Origin of the sequence: Citrobacter sp. Cpo100 (assembly GCF_030332595.1) — a bacterium.
GTDB lineage: Bacteria > Pseudomonadota > Gammaproteobacteria > Enterobacterales > Enterobacteriaceae > Citrobacter > Citrobacter portucalensis.
The window spans coordinates 238,130-257,074 of record NZ_JAOWHM010000035.1; the positions used below are offsets into that span (position 1 = coordinate 238,130).

Below are 18,945 nucleotides of genomic sequence, written 5' to 3' on the forward strand. Positions count from 1 at the left end.
TTAAACAGGAGCCGTTAAGACATGCCTAATTTCTTTATCGATCGCCCAATATTTGCGTGGGTGATCGCCATTATCATCATGTTGGCAGGGGGGCTCGCGATCCTCAAATTGCCGGTAGCGCAATATCCGACTATTGCACCGCCAGCAGTGACGATCTCCGCGACCTACCCTGGCGCTGATGCCAAAACAGTACAGGATACTGTTACGCAGGTTATCGAACAGAACATGAACGGTATCGATAACCTGATGTACATGTCCTCTAACAGTGACTCCACGGGTACCGTGCAGATCACCCTAACCTTCCAGTCTGGTACTGATGCGGATATCGCGCAGGTACAGGTGCAGAACAAACTGCAGCTGGCCATGCCGTTGCTGCCTCAGGAAGTACAGCAACAAGGGGTTAGCGTTGAGAAGTCTTCCAGCAGCTTCCTGATGGTTGTCGGTGTTATCAACACCAACGGCACCATGACGCAGGAGGATATTTCCGACTACGTTGGCGCCAACATGAAGGATGCCATCAGCCGTACTTCAGGTGTGGGTGATGTTCAGCTGTTCGGTTCTCAGTACGCGATGCGTATCTGGATGGATCCGAACAAACTGAACAACTTCCAGCTGACGCCGGTTGATGTAATCAGCGCCATCAAAGCGCAGAACGCCCAGGTTGCAGCCGGTCAGTTAGGTGGTACACCACCGGTGAAAGGCCAGCAGCTTAACGCGTCAATCATCGCGCAAACCCGTCTGACCTCCGCTGATGAGTTCAGCAAAATTCTGCTGAAAGTGAATCAGGATGGTTCCCAGGTTCGTCTGCGTGACGTGGCGAAAGTGGAACTGGGCGGTGAGAACTACGACATCATTGCGAAGTTCAACGGTAAACCGGCATCCGGTCTGGGTATCAAGCTGGCGACAGGTGCTAACGCCCTGGATACAGCAAACGCTATCCGCGATGAACTGAAGAAGATGGAACCGTTCTTCCCGTCAGGTCTGAAGATCGTTTACCCGTATGACACCACGCCGTTCGTGAAAATATCTATTCACGAAGTAGTGAAAACGCTGGCGGAAGCAATCATCCTCGTGTTCCTGGTAATGTATCTGTTCCTGCAGAACTTCCGCGCGACGCTGATTCCGACTATCGCCGTGCCGGTGGTGCTCTTGGGTACGTTTGCCGTCCTTGCGATTTTCGGCTTCTCGATAAACACCCTGACGATGTTCGGGATGGTGCTCGCCATCGGCCTGCTGGTGGATGACGCCATCGTTGTGGTCGAGAACGTTGAACGTGTAATGGCTGAGGAAGGACTACCGCCGAAGGAAGCAACGCGTAAATCAATGGGCCAGATTCAGGGCGCACTGGTGGGTATCGCGATGGTACTGTCAGCGGTATTTATCCCAATGGCGTTCTTCGGGGGTTCTACCGGTGCAATTTACCGTCAGTTCTCCATCACCATTGTTTCCGCGATGGCGTTGTCTGTACTGGTGGCATTGATTCTGACCCCTGCCCTGTGTGCGACCATGCTCAAACCGATTGCTAAAGGCGATCACGGAGAAGGCAAAAAAGGCTTCTTCGGCTGGTTTAACCGCATGTTCGATAAGAGTACGCACCATTACACCGATAGCGTAGGCGGTATTCTGCGCAGCACCGGTCGTTATCTGGCGCTGTATCTGATCATCGTTGTGGGCATGGCCTATCTGTTCGTTCGTCTGCCAAGTTCGTTCCTGCCAGATGAAGATCAGGGGGTATTCCTGTCTATGGCTCAGCTGCCAGCGGGTGCAACGCAAGAGCGTACCCAGAAGGTGCTGGACGAAATGACGGATTACTATCTGACCAAAGAAAAAGCGAACGTTGAATCGGTGTTTGCCGTTAACGGCTTCGGTTTTGCAGGTCGTGGTCAGAACACCGGTATCGCATTCGTCTCTTTGAAAGACTGGAGTGAACGTCCAGGTAAAGAGAACAAAGTTGAAGCGATTACTCAACGTGCAATGGGCGCATTCTCGCAGATCAAAGACGCGATGGTCTTTGCCTTTAACCTGCCAGCGATTGTGGAGTTAGGGACCGCAACCGGTTTTGACTTCCAGTTGATTGACCAGGCAGGTCTGGGCCATGAGAAGCTGACTCAGGCGCGTAACCAACTGTTTGGTGAAGTCGCGAAGCATCCTGATCTGTTGGTCGGTGTTCGTCCTAACGGTCTGGAAGATACGCCGCAGTTCAAGATCGATATCGATCAGGAAAAAGCGCAGGCTCTGGGCGTTTCCATTAGTGATATTAATACAACGCTGGGTGCAGCATGGGGCGGAAGCTACGTGAATGACTTCATCGACCGTGGTCGTGTGAAGAAAGTTTACGTCATGTCTGAAGCGAAATACCGTATGTTGCCGGAAGATATTGGAAACTGGTACGTCCGCGGCAGCGATGGACAGATGGTACCGTTCTCCGCCTTCTCTACCTCACGTTGGGAATACGGTTCACCGCGTCTGGAACGCTATAACGGTCTGCCGTCCATGGAAATCTTAGGCCAGGCCGCTCCGGGTAAAAGTACCGGTGAAGCCATGGCCATGATGGAGCAACTGGCCAGCAAACTGCCATCCGGTATCGGTTATGACTGGACCGGTATGTCCTACCAGGAACGACTGTCCGGCAACCAGGCCCCTGCCCTGTATGCCATTTCACTGATCGTCGTGTTCTTGTGTCTGGCAGCGCTGTACGAGAGCTGGTCAATTCCGTTCTCCGTAATGCTGGTTGTACCGCTGGGTGTTATCGGTGCATTGCTGGCAGCAACGTTCCGCGGCTTGACCAACGACGTTTACTTCCAGGTAGGCCTGCTCACAACCATTGGGTTGTCGGCGAAGAACGCGATACTTATCGTCGAATTCGCCAAAGACTTGATGGATAAAGAAGGTAAAGGTCTGATAGAGGCGACGCTGGACGCAGTACGCATGCGTTTACGTCCAATCCTGATGACGTCACTGGCCTTTATTCTGGGCGTAATGCCGCTGGTCATCAGCTCCGGCGCAGGTTCCGGTGCACAGAACGCCGTTGGTACTGGCGTAATGGGCGGGATGGTGACGGCAACCGTGTTGGCGATCTTCTTTGTTCCGGTGTTCTTTGTGGTGGTACGCCGCCGCTTTAGCCGCAAAAATGAAGATATTGAGCATAGCCACTCAGTAGAGCATCATTGATACGTCTCTAAAGATAAGGCCGCGCAAGCGGCCTTTTTTCTGGAAAAATCATAAAAATCACTTATTGCCATTCCGTTTATTTTCTATCGGATAAATAAGCGATATAATCCTTGCAGCCTTAAAGGCTATTCTTAAAAAAACAGCGAGAGTTCTTATTTACTTTAATAAATATTAAGATTAATCCTATCCACTGGTTCACATTGTCGGTTGTTGCCTTTCGTTGCTAAACCTAAACAAGATAACCCGATGATTGCCCGAAGAATAAAGAAATTGTCCCATTTCGAATAGCGGCATTTATCTGTTAAAATGTAAAAATGACTTAGCATCATAATTTTACATAATTGTAATTTTTCGTGATATGACGATGAAATCTTTTTTAGAGTAGATTATAGTTAAATCATCAGGAGTCGCGGGCAAGTTCCAGGTAGTTGTTGTATCCATCCCGAAAGGTGTTCGGTTAGTTTAAGCCACTAAGAAGGGGATGCGTTATGGATGAATACTCACCCAAAAGACATGATATCGCGCAGCTTAAATTTCTCTGCGAAACTCTGTATCATGACTGTCTTGCAAACCTTGAACAAAGTAACCATGGCTGGGTTAATGACCCTACCTCTGCAACCAGCTTGCAGCTCAATGAACTGATAGAGCATATTGCAACCTTCGCACTTAATTATAAAATTAAGTACAATGAGGACAATAAGCTGATCGCGCAGATAGATGAATACCTGGATGACACTTTTATGTTGTTCAGCAGTTATGGTATTAATACGCAGGATCTGCAGAAATGGCGGAAGTCAGGTAATCGACTGTTTCGCTGTTTTGTCAATGCCACCAGGGCTAATCCTGTTAGTTTGTCTTGTTAAAAATTATTACAATCATAGGTAAGAGTTATGTCCGATAAACCATTAACTAAAACAGATTATTTGATGCGCCTGCGACGTTGCCAGACAATTGATACGCTAGAGCGCGTTATTGAAAAAAATAAATATGAATTGTCCGACAACGAACTGGCTGTATTTTACTCAGCAGCAGATCATCGCCTTGCTGAATTGACCATGAATAAGCTTTACGACAAGATTCCAACTTCTGTTTGGAAATTCATTCGCTAATTGCACTCAAGGTTAAGTCAGGTATAGCGGTACCGTTGTCTGGCTGACCATTTTCGTATTTACAATGGTTATTTAATTCAAATCGCGTGACTATGATCACAGCAAAGAAGCGGGAACGTTCCCCTTGTTTGCATTACGTTTTACTGTGCTGAAATAACCTTCAGTACACAGGGAATTCGTAATGCGTAATGAAAAGCAAAAAATGATCGCCGGCGAATACTATCGCCCGGCAGATGAAATGCTGCGCAGTGACCGACTACGCGCTCGTCAGTTGATCCATCGCTACAATCTCACCGCTCCCGATGAAAAAAATGAGCGTCAGGCAATCCTGCACGATCTGTTAGGTCAGAGTGAGGGAGCCTATATTGAACCCTCTTTCCGTTGTGATTACGGTTATAACATCTATCTTGGTAAAGACTTTTACGCCAACTTCGACTGCGTTATGCTCGACGTCTGTCCAATTCATATTGGCGACAACTGCATGCTGGCACCAGGCGTTCATATCTATACCGCGACCCATCCGCTGGATGCTACCGAGCGCAACAGTGGCCTGGAGTTCGGAAAGCCCGTGACTATCGGCAATAATGTCTGGATAGGTGGCCGTGCAGTGATCAATCCCGGCGTCACGCTGGGCGATAACGTGGTTGTGGCATCAGGCGCAGTGGTCACTAAAAGCGTTCCGGCAAACACCGTGGTTGGGGGCAATCCCGCAAAGATCATCAAAACGCTGTGATCTTAAATGTAACTGTTATGCTAAATTGCGGTTAATCTGTTACTTTCATCAAAGGGTATCCCCTTTTAAAATAGGGCGATCCCTCCTGAATTTTGCAGATATCACGAAGGCAAGAGATGACAGAAATACAGCGCCTGCTTACTGAAACAATCGACGACTTAAATATTCGCGAGAAGCGCGACAACAAACCGCGCTTTAGCATCAGCTTTATTCGCAAACACCCAGGGCTGTTTATCGGCATGTATGTTGCGTGGTTTGCCACGTTGGCGGTGATGCTACAGTCAGAAACGTTAGTCGATTCGGTATGGCTGCTGGTGGTACTGTTCGTTGTACTCAACGGCTTTTTCTTTTTCGACGTTGCGCCACGATACCGCTTTGAAGATATCGACGTTCTGGATTTTAGAGTTTGCTATAACGGAGAATGGTACAACACTCGCTTTGTCCCCTCCTCTCTCATCGATACTATCCTGCACTCACCGTCCGTGGATAGCGAACATAAAGCACAGCTGCAAAAGATGATATCGCGCAAAGGCGAACTCTCGTTTTACGATGTTTTTACGCTTACCCGCGCCCAGACCAGCCAGTAACGGCATCTCAGCACAGATAAAAAAGTGCGTTCCTGCGAAGGTAACGCACTTTAATCCCTGAAATGCTGGCAAAGAAACTAACGTCTTTTTTTACGCCCCTGTACTGCTTTAAAGCGCGGATTCGTTTTGCAGATAACGTACAAACGCCCTTTGCGTTTTACTATCTGGCAGTCAGGATGGCGCTGTTTTGCGCTGCGAAGTGAATTGAGTACCTGCATTTTAACCCCGCTTAACGCCAATAAAATGACCAAAACGTTTTTGGAAACGTGCTGCACTACCTTCATTATCAAAGGTTTTTTGTTTCCCGGTATAGTACGGATGTGATTTAGAAGAGATATCGAGGGTCACGTACGGGTACATTTTCCCCTCAAACTCAATTTCACGCTCAGTCTTGATGGTCGAACCGACCTTAAAGAATTCATTGGCACTGGTATCGTGAAACACTACGGTACGGTAAAAAGGATGAATATCCGGTTTCATGGCAACCTCGATTTGATACGTTATAACATAACCATCAAAATACACCACTCTTGTATAAACCACAACCTGATTTACGCTACAGGGAGTCAAACGGGATGATAAATGGCCGTAAATATATGATGCCAATCGAATAGCTTTTTGGGGTTTCGGATATACTTTCCCTACGCTGTGTAAATAAGGATATCACTGTGACAACACGACATTTGATAAGCCTGGTGACTGGGGTACTGTTCCTTTCCATCCTCGCGCCTGTAGGTTTAAGCCTGTGGCTGGCACATCGTCAGGTCGAAACGAAATTTATCGATGAACTCGACATGTTCTCAACTCGAGTCGCATTACGTACGGAACGCGTAGGCGAGCAGGCGAAAAAAGCATTACGCAATATTGAAGCTTTTCAGGGAGTGCCTTGCAGTGACGAGCATTTGCTGGAAATGCGTCGTTTGTCCTATAGCTATCGCTATATTCAGGAAGTGCTGTACCTCAAAGATAACGTTCCACAATGTTCATCCCTGGAAAAAAGAAGTAAGGCCGCCGCGTTTCCATCAGCGATGAAAGTCACGCCTGATGGATATCGCGCATGGCTTACTACGCAAAACGATTTAGGTATCAAGCGTTTTATGGCGGCATTAGGGAGTGAAAATTATGTTGTGATGGTCGATCCGGGTTCTTTTATTGACGTCATCCCGTTTGGCTCATGGCCGATTGAAGTCACTATCATTGGAACCGTGCGCAACATAGTCGTTGCCAGTAGCGCCAACCTGCCATCGGACGTTTTACAGCATGTAAAACAAGAGAGCTCGATTACCCATTTTCAGAAGGATGGCAATATTTTTAACGCTCGCCCCTTCCCGGAACTGGGTATCACGATCGTAACCTGGGCATCTACCCTGCCGTTACAAAAAACCTGGCACCGACAGGCGCTGATCTGGCTTCCGGCAGGCATCCTTATCGGCTTGCTCACCGCCGCCTTTGTTTTGCGCATTTTGCGCCGCTTACAGTCGCCCCATCACCAGTTACAGGACGCTATCCAGCATCGGGATATCAAGGTCTACTACCAACCAATTATCTCGCTCAAAACGGGAAAAGTCGTCGGGGCTGAAGCACTGGCTCGCTGGCAACAGGCTGACGGAAGCTATCTGTCGCCAGAAATTTTCGTCGCGCTGGCGCAAGAGACCGGGCTGACAGAGCCTCTCACACGATTGATTATTGAAAGCGTATTTGAAGATTTAGGCAAATGGCTGCGTCAGCATCCGGAGCAGCATATATCCATCAATCTTGAGTCAGCCGATCTGGCCTCCGAAACGCTTCCTGCTCTGTTAAGTCAGAAAGTGAACCACTGGCAACTTAAGCCTACGCAAATCGCGCTGGAACTAACCGAACGCGAGTTTGCCGACCCGAAAAACAGCGCGCCGTTTATTGCTAAATACCGTCAGGCAGGCCACTCGATCTATATCGATGATTTTGGCACCGGCTATTCCAGCCTGAGCTATTTACAGGATCTGGATGTCGATATCCTGAAGATAGACAAATCGTTCGTTGATGCACTGGAATACAACAACGTGACGCCACATATTATCGAGATAGCGAAAACGTTGAAGCTGGAGATGGTGGCGGAAGGTATCGAAACCGAGAATCAGGAAGCCTGGCTACGCCAGCACGGCGTCCAGTACGGTCAGGGCTGGCTTTACAGCAAAGCGCTGCCGAAGGCGGAATTTATTCTGTGGGCAGAAAAACGGCTTTAACATTGCTGTTGATGTTGAGATGGCTGGCGGCACGCCGCACAGCCAGTCACATCACTCTTCCATAATGGGCGCAAATCCACCGTAGATCATTCGCTTGCCATCAAATGGCATAGATTCACCGAACTCCTTCATACGGGGATCGGACATCATCTTCTGATTCGCCGCATCGCGGACCTCTTTGGAAGGGTATTCAATCCAGCTGAATACCACTTCTTCATGCTCCTGTGCTTTCACAGCCATGCGAAAATCGGTCAGTTTGCCGTCGGGGACATCATCTGCCCAGCACTCCACTACGCGCAATGCACCGAACTCCTTGAAAAGCGGAGCTGCTTTTGCCGCCATCGCAATGTACGCCTCCTTGTTTTCAGCGGGTACGGCAACCACAAAGCCATCAACATACTTCATGAGAAAAACCTCCGAAGTGTACTGCGCGGCAAGCCGATTCCGGCCGCGTCAGTCGAGGTTAAGTTTAGTCGCCAGTAGGCGATCGCGCCCCAGGTGCATTCCTGATACGCGTACGTGACTGCGGCTGATGCCGAAACCACGGCAGGCAAAGCTGAATCAACGGTCCGATAGCCAAGGCATACAGCACCGTACCAACCCCCACGGTTCCCCCCAGCAGCCAACCGATAAGCAGCACCGACACTTCGATTGCGGTTCGAATTCGTCGTACTGGCCAGCCGGTACGCGCGTGGATACCGGTCATCAGACCATCACGCGGACCGGCGCCAAAACCTGCGCCAATGTACAGGCTGGTTGCTAACGCATTCAATATTACCGCTGACACCAGCAGCCCACTGCGCGCCAGCAGGGATTCAAATCCAGGAATCACCAGCAGCGCGGCATCTGCCGCCAGCCCGATCATAATCACGTTGCTCAGCGTGCCAAAGCCTGGTCGCTGGCGCAGCGGTATCCACGCCAGCAACACCAACACGCCCACGGCAATAATCACCACGCCGATATTCATTGACAATAAATTGGCTACACCCAGGTGAAACACGTTCCACGGATCGGCCCCTAAATCAGCACGGACAAACATCGCCGTCGACACACCGTACAGCGTCAGCCCGATAAACAGCTGAAGTAAACGACGCAGCATGCTTTTCCCCTCTCACTCTCGGATAACTTTCATCTTCACCGCAATTGGCACTATGATTAATGTCCAGTTTTCAAAAAGTGGACTGCTATGTCATCTCGCCGTTATGGAAGTCAGTCTTTGCAACGCCTGCTCGGACACTGGCAGGAAAGCCCCTCGCGAACGCCCATCTGGCGACAGCTGGCAGAAGCGTTACGTCTGCTTATTCTCGATGGTCGGCTGGCGCTGGATAGCCGCTTACCGGGTGAACGCGAGCTCGCCGTCGTCCTGCAAGTAAGTCGAACTACCGTCGCCAGCGCTATGGCGCAACTGCGTGAAGAGGGATATCTGGAAAGCCGTCATGGTAGCGGCTCACGGGTGATCCTGCCGGAACATATTCGCCATGTGCCAACCCGGACCAGCACCGGCACAGCGCTTGATTTGTCCACGGCGGCACTAAGTGCCGGTCCCGAAATTCATCAGGCTTACCAGCAGGCGCTGTTTGCTATGCCACAGCATTTGCTGAGCTCCGGGTATTTGCCGCAGGGGCTGTCGGTATTGCGTGAGTCCATCGCTCAGCATTATTGCGATCGCGGGCTCCCGACGCAGCCCGATGAAATCATGGTCGTGAATGGTGCAGTCAGCGGCCTGGCGCTGATCCTGCGTTTGCTCACCGGCCCCGGCGATCGCGTAGTGGTTGATCACCCCACTTATCCGCTGGCGATTGCCGCGATTCAAGGCGCATCCTGTCGCCCCGTCGGCGTGTCGCTACCCGAGCACGGTTGGGATACCGCGGGTCTGGTCGCAACCATCGCGCAAACCGCACCGAGAATGGCCTACCTGATGCCGGACTTTCACAATCCGACCGGGCGTTGCATGGACGCTGCAACTCGCCAGGTCGTGGCGGATATTGCCGAACGAACCCGCACTACCCTGGTGGTCGATGAGACGATGGTGAACCTGTGGTATGACGCCCCGCCGCCGCCGCCGCTTGCCGCATTCAATCGCGACGCGCCGATCATTCTATTGGGTTCGGCCGGGAAAAGCTTTTGGGGGGGATTACGTCTGGGCTGGATCCGGGCGTCGGCGCGAACCATTGCGGCGCTGGTACAAACCCGCGACACCTTCGATTTAGGCTCCCCCGTGCTTGAACAACTCGCCACCAGCTGGCTGCTGGATAACGCCGCCGACTTTCTTCCTGACAGAAGACGGCTACTCACATCGCAGCGCGATCTGTGCTCGAGCCTGATGAACGCACATTTCCCAGAGTGGCAGTTTACCCCACCACAGGGAGGACTCTCTTTTTGGGTTGAACTGCCCGATACGCTGGCAACGCTATTCGCTACGCGCGCCGAAAGCGTAGGCATTCAATTAGGAACCGGTACGCGGTTTGGGCTTGATGGCGCATTCGATCGTTTTTTGCGTATGCCTTTCACGTTGCCGGATGACACAGCGCGTGCCGCCTTCAGGGTGTTACAACCCATTTGGGATAACCTGCGTTTGCAGGCCAGCAGCGGGAAAGTACGCAAAATAATCTAAGCGACGAGTCAAAGGACTCGCCCTTATAAGCCGGGATGGATGAAAGAGTCCCGGTGATATTACCGCTGAGGGGGAACCGGAAAACCCTTCAGTGAAATCACGAAATTTTCACCGTCTTTCTTAATTTTTGCCCCAGCATCACACCAGTCGGAGGCAATACGGAAGAACTCATCGCTGCCGACATTCCAGCTCAGGCGGACATGTTTCACATAACCGGAGCGTAGTAAATCACAAGCTTCGCCGTAATTACTGGCGGTTGAGAGCGGTTGTTGTTTCATTTTTTCTTCTTCAGTAGTCTGCGCAATGCTTTGATTTCTTTAGGAGTCAGTGCTTCAACTACGGACTCTTCCGTATGCTGGCTATCGATATCCTCAGCGGAGACTCCCGCCTCTTCAACGGCGGTAAACGCAATCAGCAGCAGTTTTTCCGTCGCAACACTTAAATTTTCGTTATGCACTTCAGCGTAATGGCGAAGCTTTTCTTTTAGCGCCTCATCAATTTTGACATTCAATACAGCGGTCGACATCGTAGAAAATCCTTGTGGTCAGCCAAAACACACCGGATGTAAGACCCTGTCGTTACAGCGCGATGGCGGCGGCAAAAGCAACAAATAACATCCCCGAAACACATTGACAGCATTTGATGACAATAAAATGACAATACGATGACAAAGAAAAGAAGATAAGAAGAAGGGAAATTGCCGGACGGCAGAATAGGGTGGGGGCCCTGCCAGCTACATCCCGGCACACACGTCATCTGCCTTGGCTGCTTCCTTCCGGACCTGACCTGGTAAACAGAGTAGTGTTGCGGGAGAACCAACAGAGCCCCCATTGAGAGCGTTGTTAACCAACGCGCAGGCGCATTATCACTGCTGCACCCTGTAATTGCAACCCATCCAGCATCGGATGCTGTTTTCTTGTGCAATGCGGCTTCACTCCCTCGCCATTCGGCATTATGCTGGAGGATTAGCGCAGGAATAAATAATGGATATACAAGACACTTTCCCCCAACGCGTCTGGCAAATCGTCGCGTCAATCCCCGAAGGTTTCGTCACCACGTATGGCGATGTTGCCAGGCTTGCCGGTTCGCCGCGCGCTGCGCGCCAGGTCGGCGGCGTGCTTAAGCGTCTCCCCGAAGGCAGCACTTTGCCCTGGCATCGGGTGGTTAATCGTCATGGTGCCATTTCGCTGACCGGCCCCGACTTACAACGGCAGCGTCAGGCGTTGCTGGCAGAGGGAATAGTGGTTTCAGGAAGCGGGCAGATCGATTTACAGCGCTATCGCTGGGTGTACTAACCCTCTCCAGGCGGAGAGGGTTACGACTGCCTTAGTACTGCGTGGGAGCAGGAACGGCAGAAGAAGGATTCACCTGGGTTGGTGACGTTGATGGCACCGTGGTGGCTGCCCCACCGCTTGCCTGAATCGGTACTGCTGTTTGCTGTACAGGGACCAGCGTCAGGTCAGCTTTCGTACCACCCTGATTAATGACAGTCTGAACGGTATCAGTAATAAAGACCAGTTTGTCATTAACCGTAATTGCCGCACTCAGCAGAATACGGGCGTTAGGCTGAATATCTGCCGGGTTAAATGGTAATACAAAGCTGAATGGCGCCTGCTTACCTTCAGTACGGACCGCTTTTTGCGATAGCACTTTTGACGGTGCATCGGCCAGCGACGCATCTGACAGCGTGACGGTCAGCACCGCATCGGGTGGCAAGGCCACTTTCTGGCGGATCCATACCGTACCAGAAACATTTGGCTGTTGAATTTTAGACTGTGTGTCAGCAATTGACGTATTAGGGCTTGGCGCAGGTGTCTGAATATCTGCACTTTTATCAGCACAGGCCGCCAGAGCGACCGCAACCGCTAAACCACTTACCATGTGCACGAGTTTCATTAAATTCTCCTTATCATCTATGCACCAGCGAGAACTTTCCTCGCCAGAAGAGTGGTTAACAAAAACATAACGTGACTAAGTGTGGCACAAGACAGCTGTTTTTGCCTGTAATAGGCCTTTAATTCAGACAATTGCACCCATCGGACCACTTTCAAAATTGCGTTATACTCTGCCTACCTCGCTGCGAGATCGATATAACCTGGAGAGCACGTATGAGTCTGGCGCTGAAAAATTTGCTGACATTGTTAAATCTGGAAAAAATTGAAGAAGGACTCTTTCGGGGCCAAAGTGAAGACTTAGGGTTACGTCAGGTTTTTGGGGGACAGGTTGTCGGTCAGGCGCTGTATGCCGCCAAAGAAACCGTACCGGAAGAGCGTCTGGTGCACTCCTTCCACAGCTACTTTTTACGCCCCGGCGATAGCCAAAAACCCATCATCTATGATGTAGAAGTCTTGCGTGATGGTAACAGCTTCAGCGCGCGCCGCGTTGCCGCAATTCAGAATGGTAAACCCATTTTTTACATGACCGCCTCTTTCCAGGCACCGGAAGACGGATTTGAACATCAGAAAACCATGCCGGATGCGCCGGGTCCCGATGAGCTGAAATCAGAAACAGAAATTGCCCGGTCAGTGGCGCATTTGCTGCCGCCGCTGTTGAAAGAAAAATTTATCAACGATCGTCCGTTGGAAGTGCGCCCGGTTGAATTTCATAACCCCTTAAAAGGTCACGTCGCACCTCCGGCGCGCCAGGTATGGATCCGTGCAAACGGCGAGCTGCAGGACGATCTGCGCGTCCATCAATATCTGCTGGGTTATGCCTCAGACCTGAACTTCCTGCCTGTAGCGCTGCAACCGTACGGGATTGGTTTTCTGGAAAAAGGGATTCAGATCGCCACCATTGACCATTCAATGTGGTTCCACCGTCCGTTCAATATTAATGAGTGGCTGTTGTATAACGTCGAGAGTACTTCTGCCTCCGGTGCCAGAGGTTTTGTACGCGGGGAGTTTTATACGCAGGACGGCGTGCTGGTAGCCTCAACCGTGCAGGAAGGGGTAATGCGTAATCGCAATTGAGAATTACCGGATGGTGGCGCAAAAGCGTTGCCATCCGGCAGATTGAAACATCAAGCGTTGTAAGCGTTCTCGCCGTGACTGTTCACATCCAGACCTTCGCGTTCCTGCTCTTCCGGTACGCGCAGACCCACCGTCATATCCGCCAGCTTATAGCCAATGAATGCCACCACGCCGGACCAGACGATGGTGATCGCCACGCTTTCCAGTTGCACCAGCAGCTGATGCCCCATGGTCACGCCCTCAGCAAAGCCCACGCCGCCCAGTGAGCTGGCAGCGAAAACCCCGGTCAGGATGCAGCCAACAATACCGCACACGCCGTGCACGCCAAACACATCACACGGATCGTCCACGCGCAGAAAACGCTTCAGCATGGTTACGCCCCACAGGCCAGCCAACCCCGCAACCACACCGATAATCAGCGCCCCACCGACACCGATGTAACCACATGCAGGTGTTACGCCCACCAGACCCGCAATAGCGCCAGAACAGGCGCCCAGCAGAGACGGTTTGCCACGCAGCGCCCATTCACCGAAGATCCATCCGAGGATGGCGGCGGCGGTGGCGACCACGGTATTGACGAAGGCCAGTGCGGCAATTTCATTCGCCGTTCCCGCTGAACCGGCGTTAAAGCCAAACCAACCAATGTAGAGAATAGCGGTACCGGTGAAGACCATCGGCAGGTTATGCGGTTTAAAGGCTTCTTTGCCAAAACCGACGCGTTTGCCAATCAGATACGCGCCAACCAGACCGGCAATCGCTGCGTTGATGTGCACGACCGTCCCGCCCGCAAAATCCAGTGCGCCGTGAGAAGCCAGCAATCCGCCGCCCCAAACCATATGTGCAATGGGGATGTACGACAGCGTTAACCACACCACCACAAAAATCAGCACCGCAGAGAAACGAATACGCTCAGCCAACGCCCCGACAATCAGCCCAACGGTGATGCAGGCAAAAGATCCCTGAAAAGCAACGTGAATGTACTGGTAGAAGCTCCCCGTGACCGCCGTCAGCGCGATGTTCTTCAGCAATACCCAGTTGAAGTTGCCGAAGAAATTATTCCCTTCGCCAAAGGCCAGTGAGTAGCCATAAACCACCCATAGAATACAAACCAGAGCGAATGTCACCGTCACCTGAGTCAGCATCGACAGCACGTTCTTACCGCGAATCAAACCGCCGTAGAACAACGCAATGCCAGGGATAGTCATAAACAGCACCAGCGCGGTACAGATCATCATAAAAGCGTTATCTGCTTTATCCGCAACCGCCGGTGCCGCCATCGCCAGTCCCGGCAGTAGTGCCAGTGAAGCAATACCCGTTTTCATCGTTGCTATCTTCATTTTTTGGTTTCCTATCACTGTGTGCCAGAAGTTACAGTGCGGCTTCGTCGGCTTCGCCGGTACGAATACGAATCACACGTTGCAGCTCGGCGACGAAGATTTTGCCGTCGCCAATTTTTCCGGTGTATGCCGCCTTACTGATGACATCAATCACGCCATCCAGTTGGTCGTCGGCAATCGCCACATCAATCTTCACCTTTGGCAGAAAATTGACGCTATATTCAGCCCCACGGTACAGCTCAGCATGACCTTTCTGTCGGCCAAACCCCTTCACTTCGGTGACGGTCAGCCCCTGAATACCAATAGACGACAGTGCTTCACGGACGTCTTCCAGTTTGAACGGTTTGATTACCACGGTAACCAGCTTCATAGATCCCCTCCAGTCAGAATTCAGTAGTGGCTGCAGATACACGAGAGGAATATTGCAAGGGGTGTGCCAGGAATGAAAAACGCGGAATGATTCAGGTTCGCCGGGTACTATCGGGAGAGAAAAAGAAAAAACGCACTATAACGGTGCATAGTGCGTTACATTTTTGCACCAGATTGTTGATTGCCGGATGGCGGCGTAAACGCCTTACCCGGCCTACGATACCGCGTGGCCGGATAAGCACTGCGCCGTCAGGCGATAACAGAATCCTCTTGTGTGCTGGCGGCTAACTCTTCCCCCGCCAGTTGCAGCTGATACATCTGCCAGTAACGGCCTTGCGCCGCCAGTAATTGCTGGTGCGTACCACGCTCAACCGCCTGACCGCGATGCAGCACCAGAATGGTATCCGCATCGACAATCGTCGATAACCGATGCGCAATCACTACCAGCGTAGTGTGTTCACGGACCGCCGCCAGGGCGTGCTGAATGGCCTGTTCAGTACCGGAATCAATACTGGCCGTGGCTTCATCGAGAATCAGCACCTGCGGCGTTTCAACCAATACCCGCGCCAGCGCCAGCAGCTGTTTCTGCCCAACGGAGAGATTATTGCCCTGCTCGCCCAGCCGGGTATGAATCCCCTCGCTCAAACCCCGAGCCAGTTCTGCCAGTTGCACGGTCTCCAGCGCCTGCCAGACCCGCTCTTCTGAGATATCGCGACCCAGCGTGACGTTTGCCAGGAAGGTATCCGCCATCACCACCGGATCCTGCTGCACCATCGCGATGCCCTGACGTAACGCACCGTGGCTCAGAGAAGACAACGGACGTCCGTCAAGGCGGATTTCCCCCTGCGTCAGCGGGTAATATCCCATCAGCAGGCTGGCCAGCGTGCTTTTGCCGCTGCCTGTGTGTCCGACCAAAGCCACAAAGCTGCGCGAAGGCACGGACAGACTGATGTTTTGCAGCACCAGATTGTCGTCGCGATAGGCAAATGAAACGTTATCCACCTCAATGTCTCCGCTTTTGAGCGGGCGATCGTCTTCACCATAGCGCTGACGAGGCCCGTCCATCAGTTCGAACACTCGCTCACCAGCGACAACCGCCTGCTGCAGCATTGATTGCTGGGTGGTCAGCTCGATCAGCGGTTCGTTCAAACGGCCGAGGTAGCTGATGAACGCGTACAGCACACCAACCTCGATGGAGGTGCCAGAGGTAAAACTGAACAGCATCAGCAAACCGCAGAGGATCAGCGCCGAGAACAGGCTCAGCAGCGGACGCAGCAAAAAACCATCCAGTCGCAGGGTTTGCATACGCGCCATATAGTGCGAGCGGCTGGCCTCGCCCATTCTCTCGCCAAACCTTGCCTGCTGGCGGAACTGCTGGATAACGCTCATGCCGTTTATGACTTCGTTAAAGCCATCGTTAATATCCGCCAGATAAGCGCGCACCCGACGCACAATCGGGGTGCTGTAGCGTTGGTAAATAACCATCACCACCAGCACGGCCGGAAAAATGGCCATTGCCACCAGCGCCATGCGCCATTCCAGGCTGAACATTGCCACCAGCATCGCGCCGATTAAGGCCGCACTGCGCAGGACCGTTGCGACCACCGTCACGTACAGGTCGCGAATAACTTCAGTATCATTGGTCACGCGGGAGATAAGCTGCCCGACGGGCTGAGTATCAAAAGCGCTGAGCGGCTGGCGCAGCGCAGCATCCATTACGTCGGTGCGTAACTGTTGTACTACGCCAACCGCCGCCTGGTTAAACAGCAATGACTGGGCGTAATGCAGACCTGCCGCCAGCAGTTGCAGACCGACATAGGCCGCAACCAGCCCGGCAACCATCGCCAATGGCAGATTGTTCTTCGCCACCATGTTATCGATAAAATAGCTAATCAGCAGCGGACCGCTGACTTCCGCCGCAGCCGCCACCCACAGCATAACTACCGCAATCGCCAGCTGTTTTCGCCATGGGGAACCATACGCCAGCAGTCTTTTCAGAGTTGGCCATAATTGCCCGAAACTACGCATTAGCCGCCTCCTCGTTTATCTCTGGTGCATCAGACAGCGCCGCTTCAAGTTGCTGATAGCGGTACATGTCGCGATACCAACCGGGCTGTTGCACTAAAGATTCATGCTCACCGCGCTGAGCAATATGCCCATGCTGCATCACGATAATCTCGCTGGCTTCCGTCAGAGCCGATAAACGGTGTGCGCTGATAATCACGGTTCTGCCTTCGCCCCACTGGCGCAGGTTATGTAGGATCTGATGTTCGGTACGACCATCCACCGCCGACAGCGCATCATCCAGAATCAGAATTTCAGCGTTCAGCAATAACGCTCGAGCGATAGAAATACGCTGTTTTTGCCCGCCAGACAGCATCACCCCGCGTTCGCCCACTTCGGTGTTGTAGCCCTGAGGAAGACGTAAAATATCCTCATGAACGCTGGCAAGGCGCGCCACATGCTCGATCTCTTCCTGCGTGGCCTGCGGGCGTCCTAAGGCGATGTTATTACCGACGGTATCGGAAAACAGGAATGGCGTCTGGCTGACAACCGCCAGTCGGCTGCGCCAGCTATCCAGCTGTAAGCGCGTTAATGGGATATCATGAAAGCGCACATCGCCCTGGGTGATATCAAAATGACGCTGGATCAGCGACAGTACCGTACTTTTTCCCGCGCCGGTCGGACCACAGATGCCCAGCATCTGTCCAGGTTTGAGCTGGAAATTCACATTTTCCAGCGCCGGGTGGGTGGTTTGAGGGTAACAAAATTCGCGAATCGCCACCGCCAGCTCGCCGCGTCCTTCCGGCACCGGTTCAGTACCGTCATCCACTACCGGCGCTTCTGCCAGCATGGCGCGAATTCGGCTATACGCGGCGCTGCCGCGTTCGACGATGTTAAACATCCAGGCCAGCGCCAGCATCGGCCAAATCATCAGACCGAGATACATCATAAAGCTGGTGAGCTGCCCGAGCGTCAGCGAGCCGTGAACCACCATCCAGCTTCCCCCGGCAATCGCCAGCAGGTTAGCCATACCAATGGCGATATAAATCGTAGGATCAAAGCGGGCGTCAATGCGCGCCACACGCAGGTTTTTCTTACCGGTATCTTCAGCATCAGCGGCAAATAATGCCGACTGCCGATCCTCCAGCCCAAAGGCCTTGATCATACGAATACTAGTCAGGCTTTCCTGAGTACGATCGTTGAGACTGGAAAACGCCGCCTGCGCCAGCTTAAAACGGTTATGGAGTCGATCGCCGTAACGTTTGATCATCAACGCCATCACCGGCATCGGCAGCAGCGCAATGAGCGTCAGTTGCCAGCTTATCTGCGTTGACATCACGATCAGCACCGCACACCCCATTACCAGCGAATCCACCAGCGTCAGCACCCCTTCTCCGGCGGCAAATACGACGCGATCGACATCGTTGGTTGCCCGTGCCATCAGATCGCCCGTACGGTGCCGCAGATAAAATTCTGGATTCTGGCGACTCAACTGACGGTAATAATCTTCCCGCAGTTCAACCGCCAGTTGGTAGGATGCGCCAAACAGCAGCACGCGCCAGACATAACGCAGCAAATAAACCACCACGGCAATCAGGGCAATTGTCCCCACCCACATCAGCAGCCGCTCGGTGGTGAAGCGTTGAGTCGTCACGCCATCCACAATGATCCCGACCACTTTCGGCGGAATAAGCTGAAGGATAGCGATGATGATAAGCAAGGCCACTGCCCCGAGGTAGCGACGCCACTCCCGGCGGAAGTACCAGCTTAATTGAGCAAATAATCGCACGCGTTATATCCTGACAAGATTTCCGGCAATAAGCGCCGGGA

General features: G+C 52.3%; 19 protein-coding genes, 1 other RNA gene and 1 pseudogene. 9 read left to right on the forward strand and 12 right to left on the reverse strand.

Features of this window, described 5'->3' with window-relative positions:
• Window positions 1-21: 21 nt before the first annotated feature.
• The 5 genes from acrB to OGX96_RS13615 all read left to right on the forward strand — a co-directional run bounded on the left by acrB (window position 22) and on the right by OGX96_RS13615 (window position 5,600).
• The gene (acrB, locus tag OGX96_RS13595; protein WP_008783964.1) at window positions 22-3,171 is read left to right on the forward strand and encodes an efflux RND transporter permease AcrB; all 3,150 of its coding nucleotides are present in this window, start codon (window positions 22-24) and stop codon (window positions 3,169-3,171) included.
• 488 nt (window positions 3,172-3,659) lie between these two features.
• Window positions 3,660-4,034, forward strand: a complete 375-nt coding sequence (gene tomB, locus OGX96_RS13600) for an Hha toxicity modulator TomB (RefSeq protein WP_003021733.1) — start codon at window positions 3,660-3,662, stop codon at window positions 4,032-4,034.
• 27 nt (window positions 4,035-4,061) lie between these two features.
• The gene (hha, locus tag OGX96_RS13605) at window positions 4,062-4,280 is read left to right on the forward strand and encodes a hemolysin expression-modulating protein Hha (RefSeq protein WP_002892050.1); all 219 of its coding nucleotides are present in this window, start codon (window positions 4,062-4,064) and stop codon (window positions 4,278-4,280) included.
• Window positions 4,281-4,461: 181 nt separating this feature from the next.
• Window positions 4,462-5,013 (forward strand): maltose O-acetyltransferase, encoded by a 552-nt coding sequence (maa, locus tag OGX96_RS13610; protein ID WP_286583303.1) that lies wholly within the window; start codon window positions 4,462-4,464, stop codon window positions 5,011-5,013.
• Window positions 5,014-5,129: 116 nt separating this feature from the next.
• Window positions 5,130-5,600 (forward strand): YlaC family protein, encoded by a 471-nt coding sequence (locus tag OGX96_RS13615; RefSeq protein ID WP_020996574.1) that lies wholly within the window; start codon window positions 5,130-5,132, stop codon window positions 5,598-5,600.
• A gap of 77 nt (window positions 5,601-5,677) precedes the next feature.
• On the opposite strand, the gene ykgO is transcribed toward OGX96_RS13615, so the two are convergent.
• Window positions 5,678-5,818, reverse strand: coding sequence for a type B 50S ribosomal protein L36 (gene ykgO, locus OGX96_RS13620; RefSeq protein ID WP_005125190.1), 141 nt, complete (start codon window positions 5,816-5,818; stop codon window positions 5,678-5,680).
• Between the two features lies 1 nt (window position 5,819).
• On the reverse strand, window positions 5,820-6,080 hold the full coding sequence (locus OGX96_RS13625; protein ID WP_008783961.1) for a type B 50S ribosomal protein L31: 261 nt from the start codon (window positions 6,078-6,080) through the stop codon (window positions 5,820-5,822).
• Window positions 6,081-6,268: 188 nt separating this feature from the next.
• On the opposite strand from OGX96_RS13625, the gene pdeB reads away from it, so the two are divergent.
• Window positions 6,269-7,822, forward strand: a complete 1,554-nt coding sequence (pdeB, locus tag OGX96_RS13630; RefSeq protein WP_048214784.1) for a cyclic di-3',5'-guanosine monophosphate phosphodiesterase PdeB — start codon at window positions 6,269-6,271, stop codon at window positions 7,820-7,822.
• A gap of 51 nt (window positions 7,823-7,873) precedes the next feature.
• Here the strand turns inward: pdeB and OGX96_RS13635 are convergent, their stop codons facing one another.
• Window positions 7,874-8,227, reverse strand: coding sequence for a DUF1428 domain-containing protein (locus tag OGX96_RS13635; RefSeq protein WP_008783959.1), 354 nt, complete (start codon window positions 8,225-8,227; stop codon window positions 7,874-7,876).
• 64 nt (window positions 8,228-8,291) lie between these two features.
• On the reverse strand, window positions 8,292-8,921 hold the full coding sequence (yczE, locus tag OGX96_RS13640) for a membrane protein YczE (protein WP_048214785.1): 630 nt from the start codon (window positions 8,919-8,921) through the stop codon (window positions 8,292-8,294).
• 87 nt (window positions 8,922-9,008) lie between these two features.
• Here yczE and yczR point away from each other — a divergent pair, with 87 nt between their 5' ends.
• Window positions 9,009-10,436, forward strand: coding sequence for a MocR-like transcription factor YczR (yczR, locus tag OGX96_RS13645; RefSeq protein ID WP_153686892.1), 1,428 nt, complete (start codon window positions 9,009-9,011; stop codon window positions 10,434-10,436).
• Window positions 10,437-10,495: 59 nt separating this feature from the next.
• Here yczR and OGX96_RS13650 read toward each other — a convergent pair whose 3' ends face one another.
• The 3 genes from OGX96_RS13650 to ffs form a co-directional block, all read right to left on the reverse strand.
• Window positions 10,496-10,714: a hypothetical protein gene (locus tag OGX96_RS13650; RefSeq protein ID WP_008783956.1), complete on the reverse strand. Its 219-nt coding sequence runs from the start codon at window positions 10,712-10,714 to the stop codon at window positions 10,496-10,498.
• Complete coding sequence (locus tag OGX96_RS13655; RefSeq protein WP_003831029.1) at window positions 10,711-10,962, reverse strand: hypothetical protein; 252 nt, start codon at window positions 10,960-10,962, stop codon at window positions 10,711-10,713. The genes OGX96_RS13650 and OGX96_RS13655 overlap by 4 nt, the downstream gene beginning before the upstream one ends.
• Before the next feature lie 198 nt (window positions 10,963-11,160).
• Window positions 11,161-11,257: signal recognition particle sRNA small type (gene ffs, locus OGX96_RS13660), an RNA gene on the reverse strand.
• Between the two features lie 84 nt (window positions 11,258-11,341).
• Here ffs and OGX96_RS13665 point away from each other — a divergent pair.
• Window positions 11,342-11,731: pseudogene (locus OGX96_RS13665) on the forward strand (MGMT family protein).
• Between the two features lie 31 nt (window positions 11,732-11,762).
• Here OGX96_RS13665 and OGX96_RS13670 read toward each other — a convergent pair.
• Window positions 11,763-12,332 carry a YbaY family lipoprotein gene (locus tag OGX96_RS13670; protein ID WP_103284814.1) on the reverse strand — a complete coding sequence of 190 codons (570 nt, stop codon included), beginning with the start codon at window positions 12,330-12,332 and terminating at the stop codon, window positions 11,763-11,765.
• Window positions 12,333-12,544: 212 nt separating this feature from the next.
• On the opposite strand from OGX96_RS13670, the gene tesB reads away from it, so the two are divergent.
• A complete protein-coding gene (gene tesB / locus OGX96_RS13675) occupies window positions 12,545-13,405 on the forward strand; it encodes an acyl-CoA thioesterase II (RefSeq protein WP_003831027.1) in 861 nt (286 codons plus the stop codon).
• Window positions 13,406-13,455: 50 nt separating this feature from the next.
• Here the strand turns inward: tesB and amtB are convergent, their stop codons facing one another.
• The 4 genes from amtB to OGX96_RS13695 all read right to left on the reverse strand — a co-directional run bounded on the left by amtB (window position 13,456) and on the right by OGX96_RS13695 (window position 18,904).
• A complete protein-coding gene (amtB, locus tag OGX96_RS13680) occupies window positions 13,456-14,742 on the reverse strand; it encodes an ammonium transporter AmtB (RefSeq protein WP_008783954.1) in 1,287 nt (428 codons plus the stop codon).
• Window positions 14,743-14,773: 31 nt separating this feature from the next.
• The gene (glnK, locus tag OGX96_RS13685; protein WP_003021657.1) at window positions 14,774-15,112 is read right to left on the reverse strand and encodes a P-II family nitrogen regulator; all 339 of its coding nucleotides are present in this window, start codon (window positions 15,110-15,112) and stop codon (window positions 14,774-14,776) included.
• 248 nt (window positions 15,113-15,360) lie between these two features.
• Window positions 15,361-17,139, reverse strand: coding sequence for a SmdB family multidrug efflux ABC transporter permease/ATP-binding protein (locus OGX96_RS13690; protein WP_008783952.1), 1,779 nt, complete (start codon window positions 17,137-17,139; stop codon window positions 15,361-15,363).
• Complete coding sequence (locus OGX96_RS13695) at window positions 17,132-18,904, reverse strand: SmdA family multidrug ABC transporter permease/ATP-binding protein (RefSeq protein ID WP_286583308.1); 1,773 nt, start codon at window positions 18,902-18,904, stop codon at window positions 17,132-17,134. Before OGX96_RS13695 ends, OGX96_RS13690 begins: the two co-directional genes overlap by 8 nt.
• Between the last annotated feature and the right edge of the window lie 41 nt (window positions 18,905-18,945).

What these genes read in the sequence shown, in the direction of transcription:
- acrB (WP_008783964.1), top strand. Translation starts at nt 22, where the DNA reads ATGCCTAATTTCTTTATCGATCGCCCAATATTTGCGTGGGTGATCGCC.
- tomB (WP_003021733.1), top strand. Translation starts at nt 3,660, where the DNA reads ATGGATGAATACTCACCCAAAAGACATGATATCGCGCAGCTTAAATTT.
- hha (WP_002892050.1), top strand. Translation starts at nt 4,062, where the DNA reads ATGTCCGATAAACCATTAACTAAAACAGATTATTTGATGCGCCTGCGA.
- maa (WP_286583303.1), top strand. Translation starts at nt 4,462, where the DNA reads ATGCGTAATGAAAAGCAAAAAATGATCGCCGGCGAATACTATCGCCCG.
- OGX96_RS13615 (WP_020996574.1), top strand. Translation starts at nt 5,130, where the DNA reads ATGACAGAAATACAGCGCCTGCTTACTGAAACAATCGACGACTTAAAT.
- ykgO (WP_005125190.1), bottom strand. Translation starts at nt 5,818, where the DNA reads ATGCAGGTACTCAATTCACTTCGCAGCGCAAAACAGCGCCATCCTGAC.
- OGX96_RS13625 (WP_008783961.1), bottom strand. Translation starts at nt 6,080, where the DNA reads ATGAAACCGGATATTCATCCTTTTTACCGTACCGTAGTGTTTCACGAT.
- OGX96_RS13635 (WP_008783959.1), bottom strand. Translation starts at nt 8,227, where the DNA reads ATGAAGTATGTTGATGGCTTTGTGGTTGCCGTACCCGCTGAAAACAAG.
- yczE (WP_048214785.1), bottom strand. Translation starts at nt 8,921, where the DNA reads ATGCTGCGTCGTTTACTTCAGCTGTTTATCGGGCTGACGCTGTACGGT.
- yczR (WP_153686892.1), top strand. Translation starts at nt 9,009, where the DNA reads ATGTCATCTCGCCGTTATGGAAGTCAGTCTTTGCAACGCCTGCTCGGA.
- OGX96_RS13650 (WP_008783956.1), bottom strand. Translation starts at nt 10,714, where the DNA reads ATGAAACAACAACCGCTCTCAACCGCCAGTAATTACGGCGAAGCTTGT.
- OGX96_RS13655 (WP_003831029.1), bottom strand. Translation starts at nt 10,962, where the DNA reads ATGTCGACCGCTGTATTGAATGTCAAAATTGATGAGGCGCTAAAAGAA.
- OGX96_RS13670 (WP_103284814.1), bottom strand. Translation starts at nt 12,332, where the DNA reads ATGAAACTCGTGCACATGGTAAGTGGTTTAGCGGTTGCGGTCGCTCTG.
- tesB (WP_003831027.1), top strand. Translation starts at nt 12,545, where the DNA reads ATGAGTCTGGCGCTGAAAAATTTGCTGACATTGTTAAATCTGGAAAAA.
- amtB (WP_008783954.1), bottom strand. Translation starts at nt 14,742, where the DNA reads ATGAAGATAGCAACGATGAAAACGGGTATTGCTTCACTGGCACTACTG.
- glnK (WP_003021657.1), bottom strand. Translation starts at nt 15,112, where the DNA reads ATGAAGCTGGTTACCGTGGTAATCAAACCGTTCAAACTGGAAGACGTC.
- OGX96_RS13690 (WP_008783952.1), bottom strand. Translation starts at nt 17,139, where the DNA reads ATGCGTAGTTTCGGGCAATTATGGCCAACTCTGAAAAGACTGCTGGCG.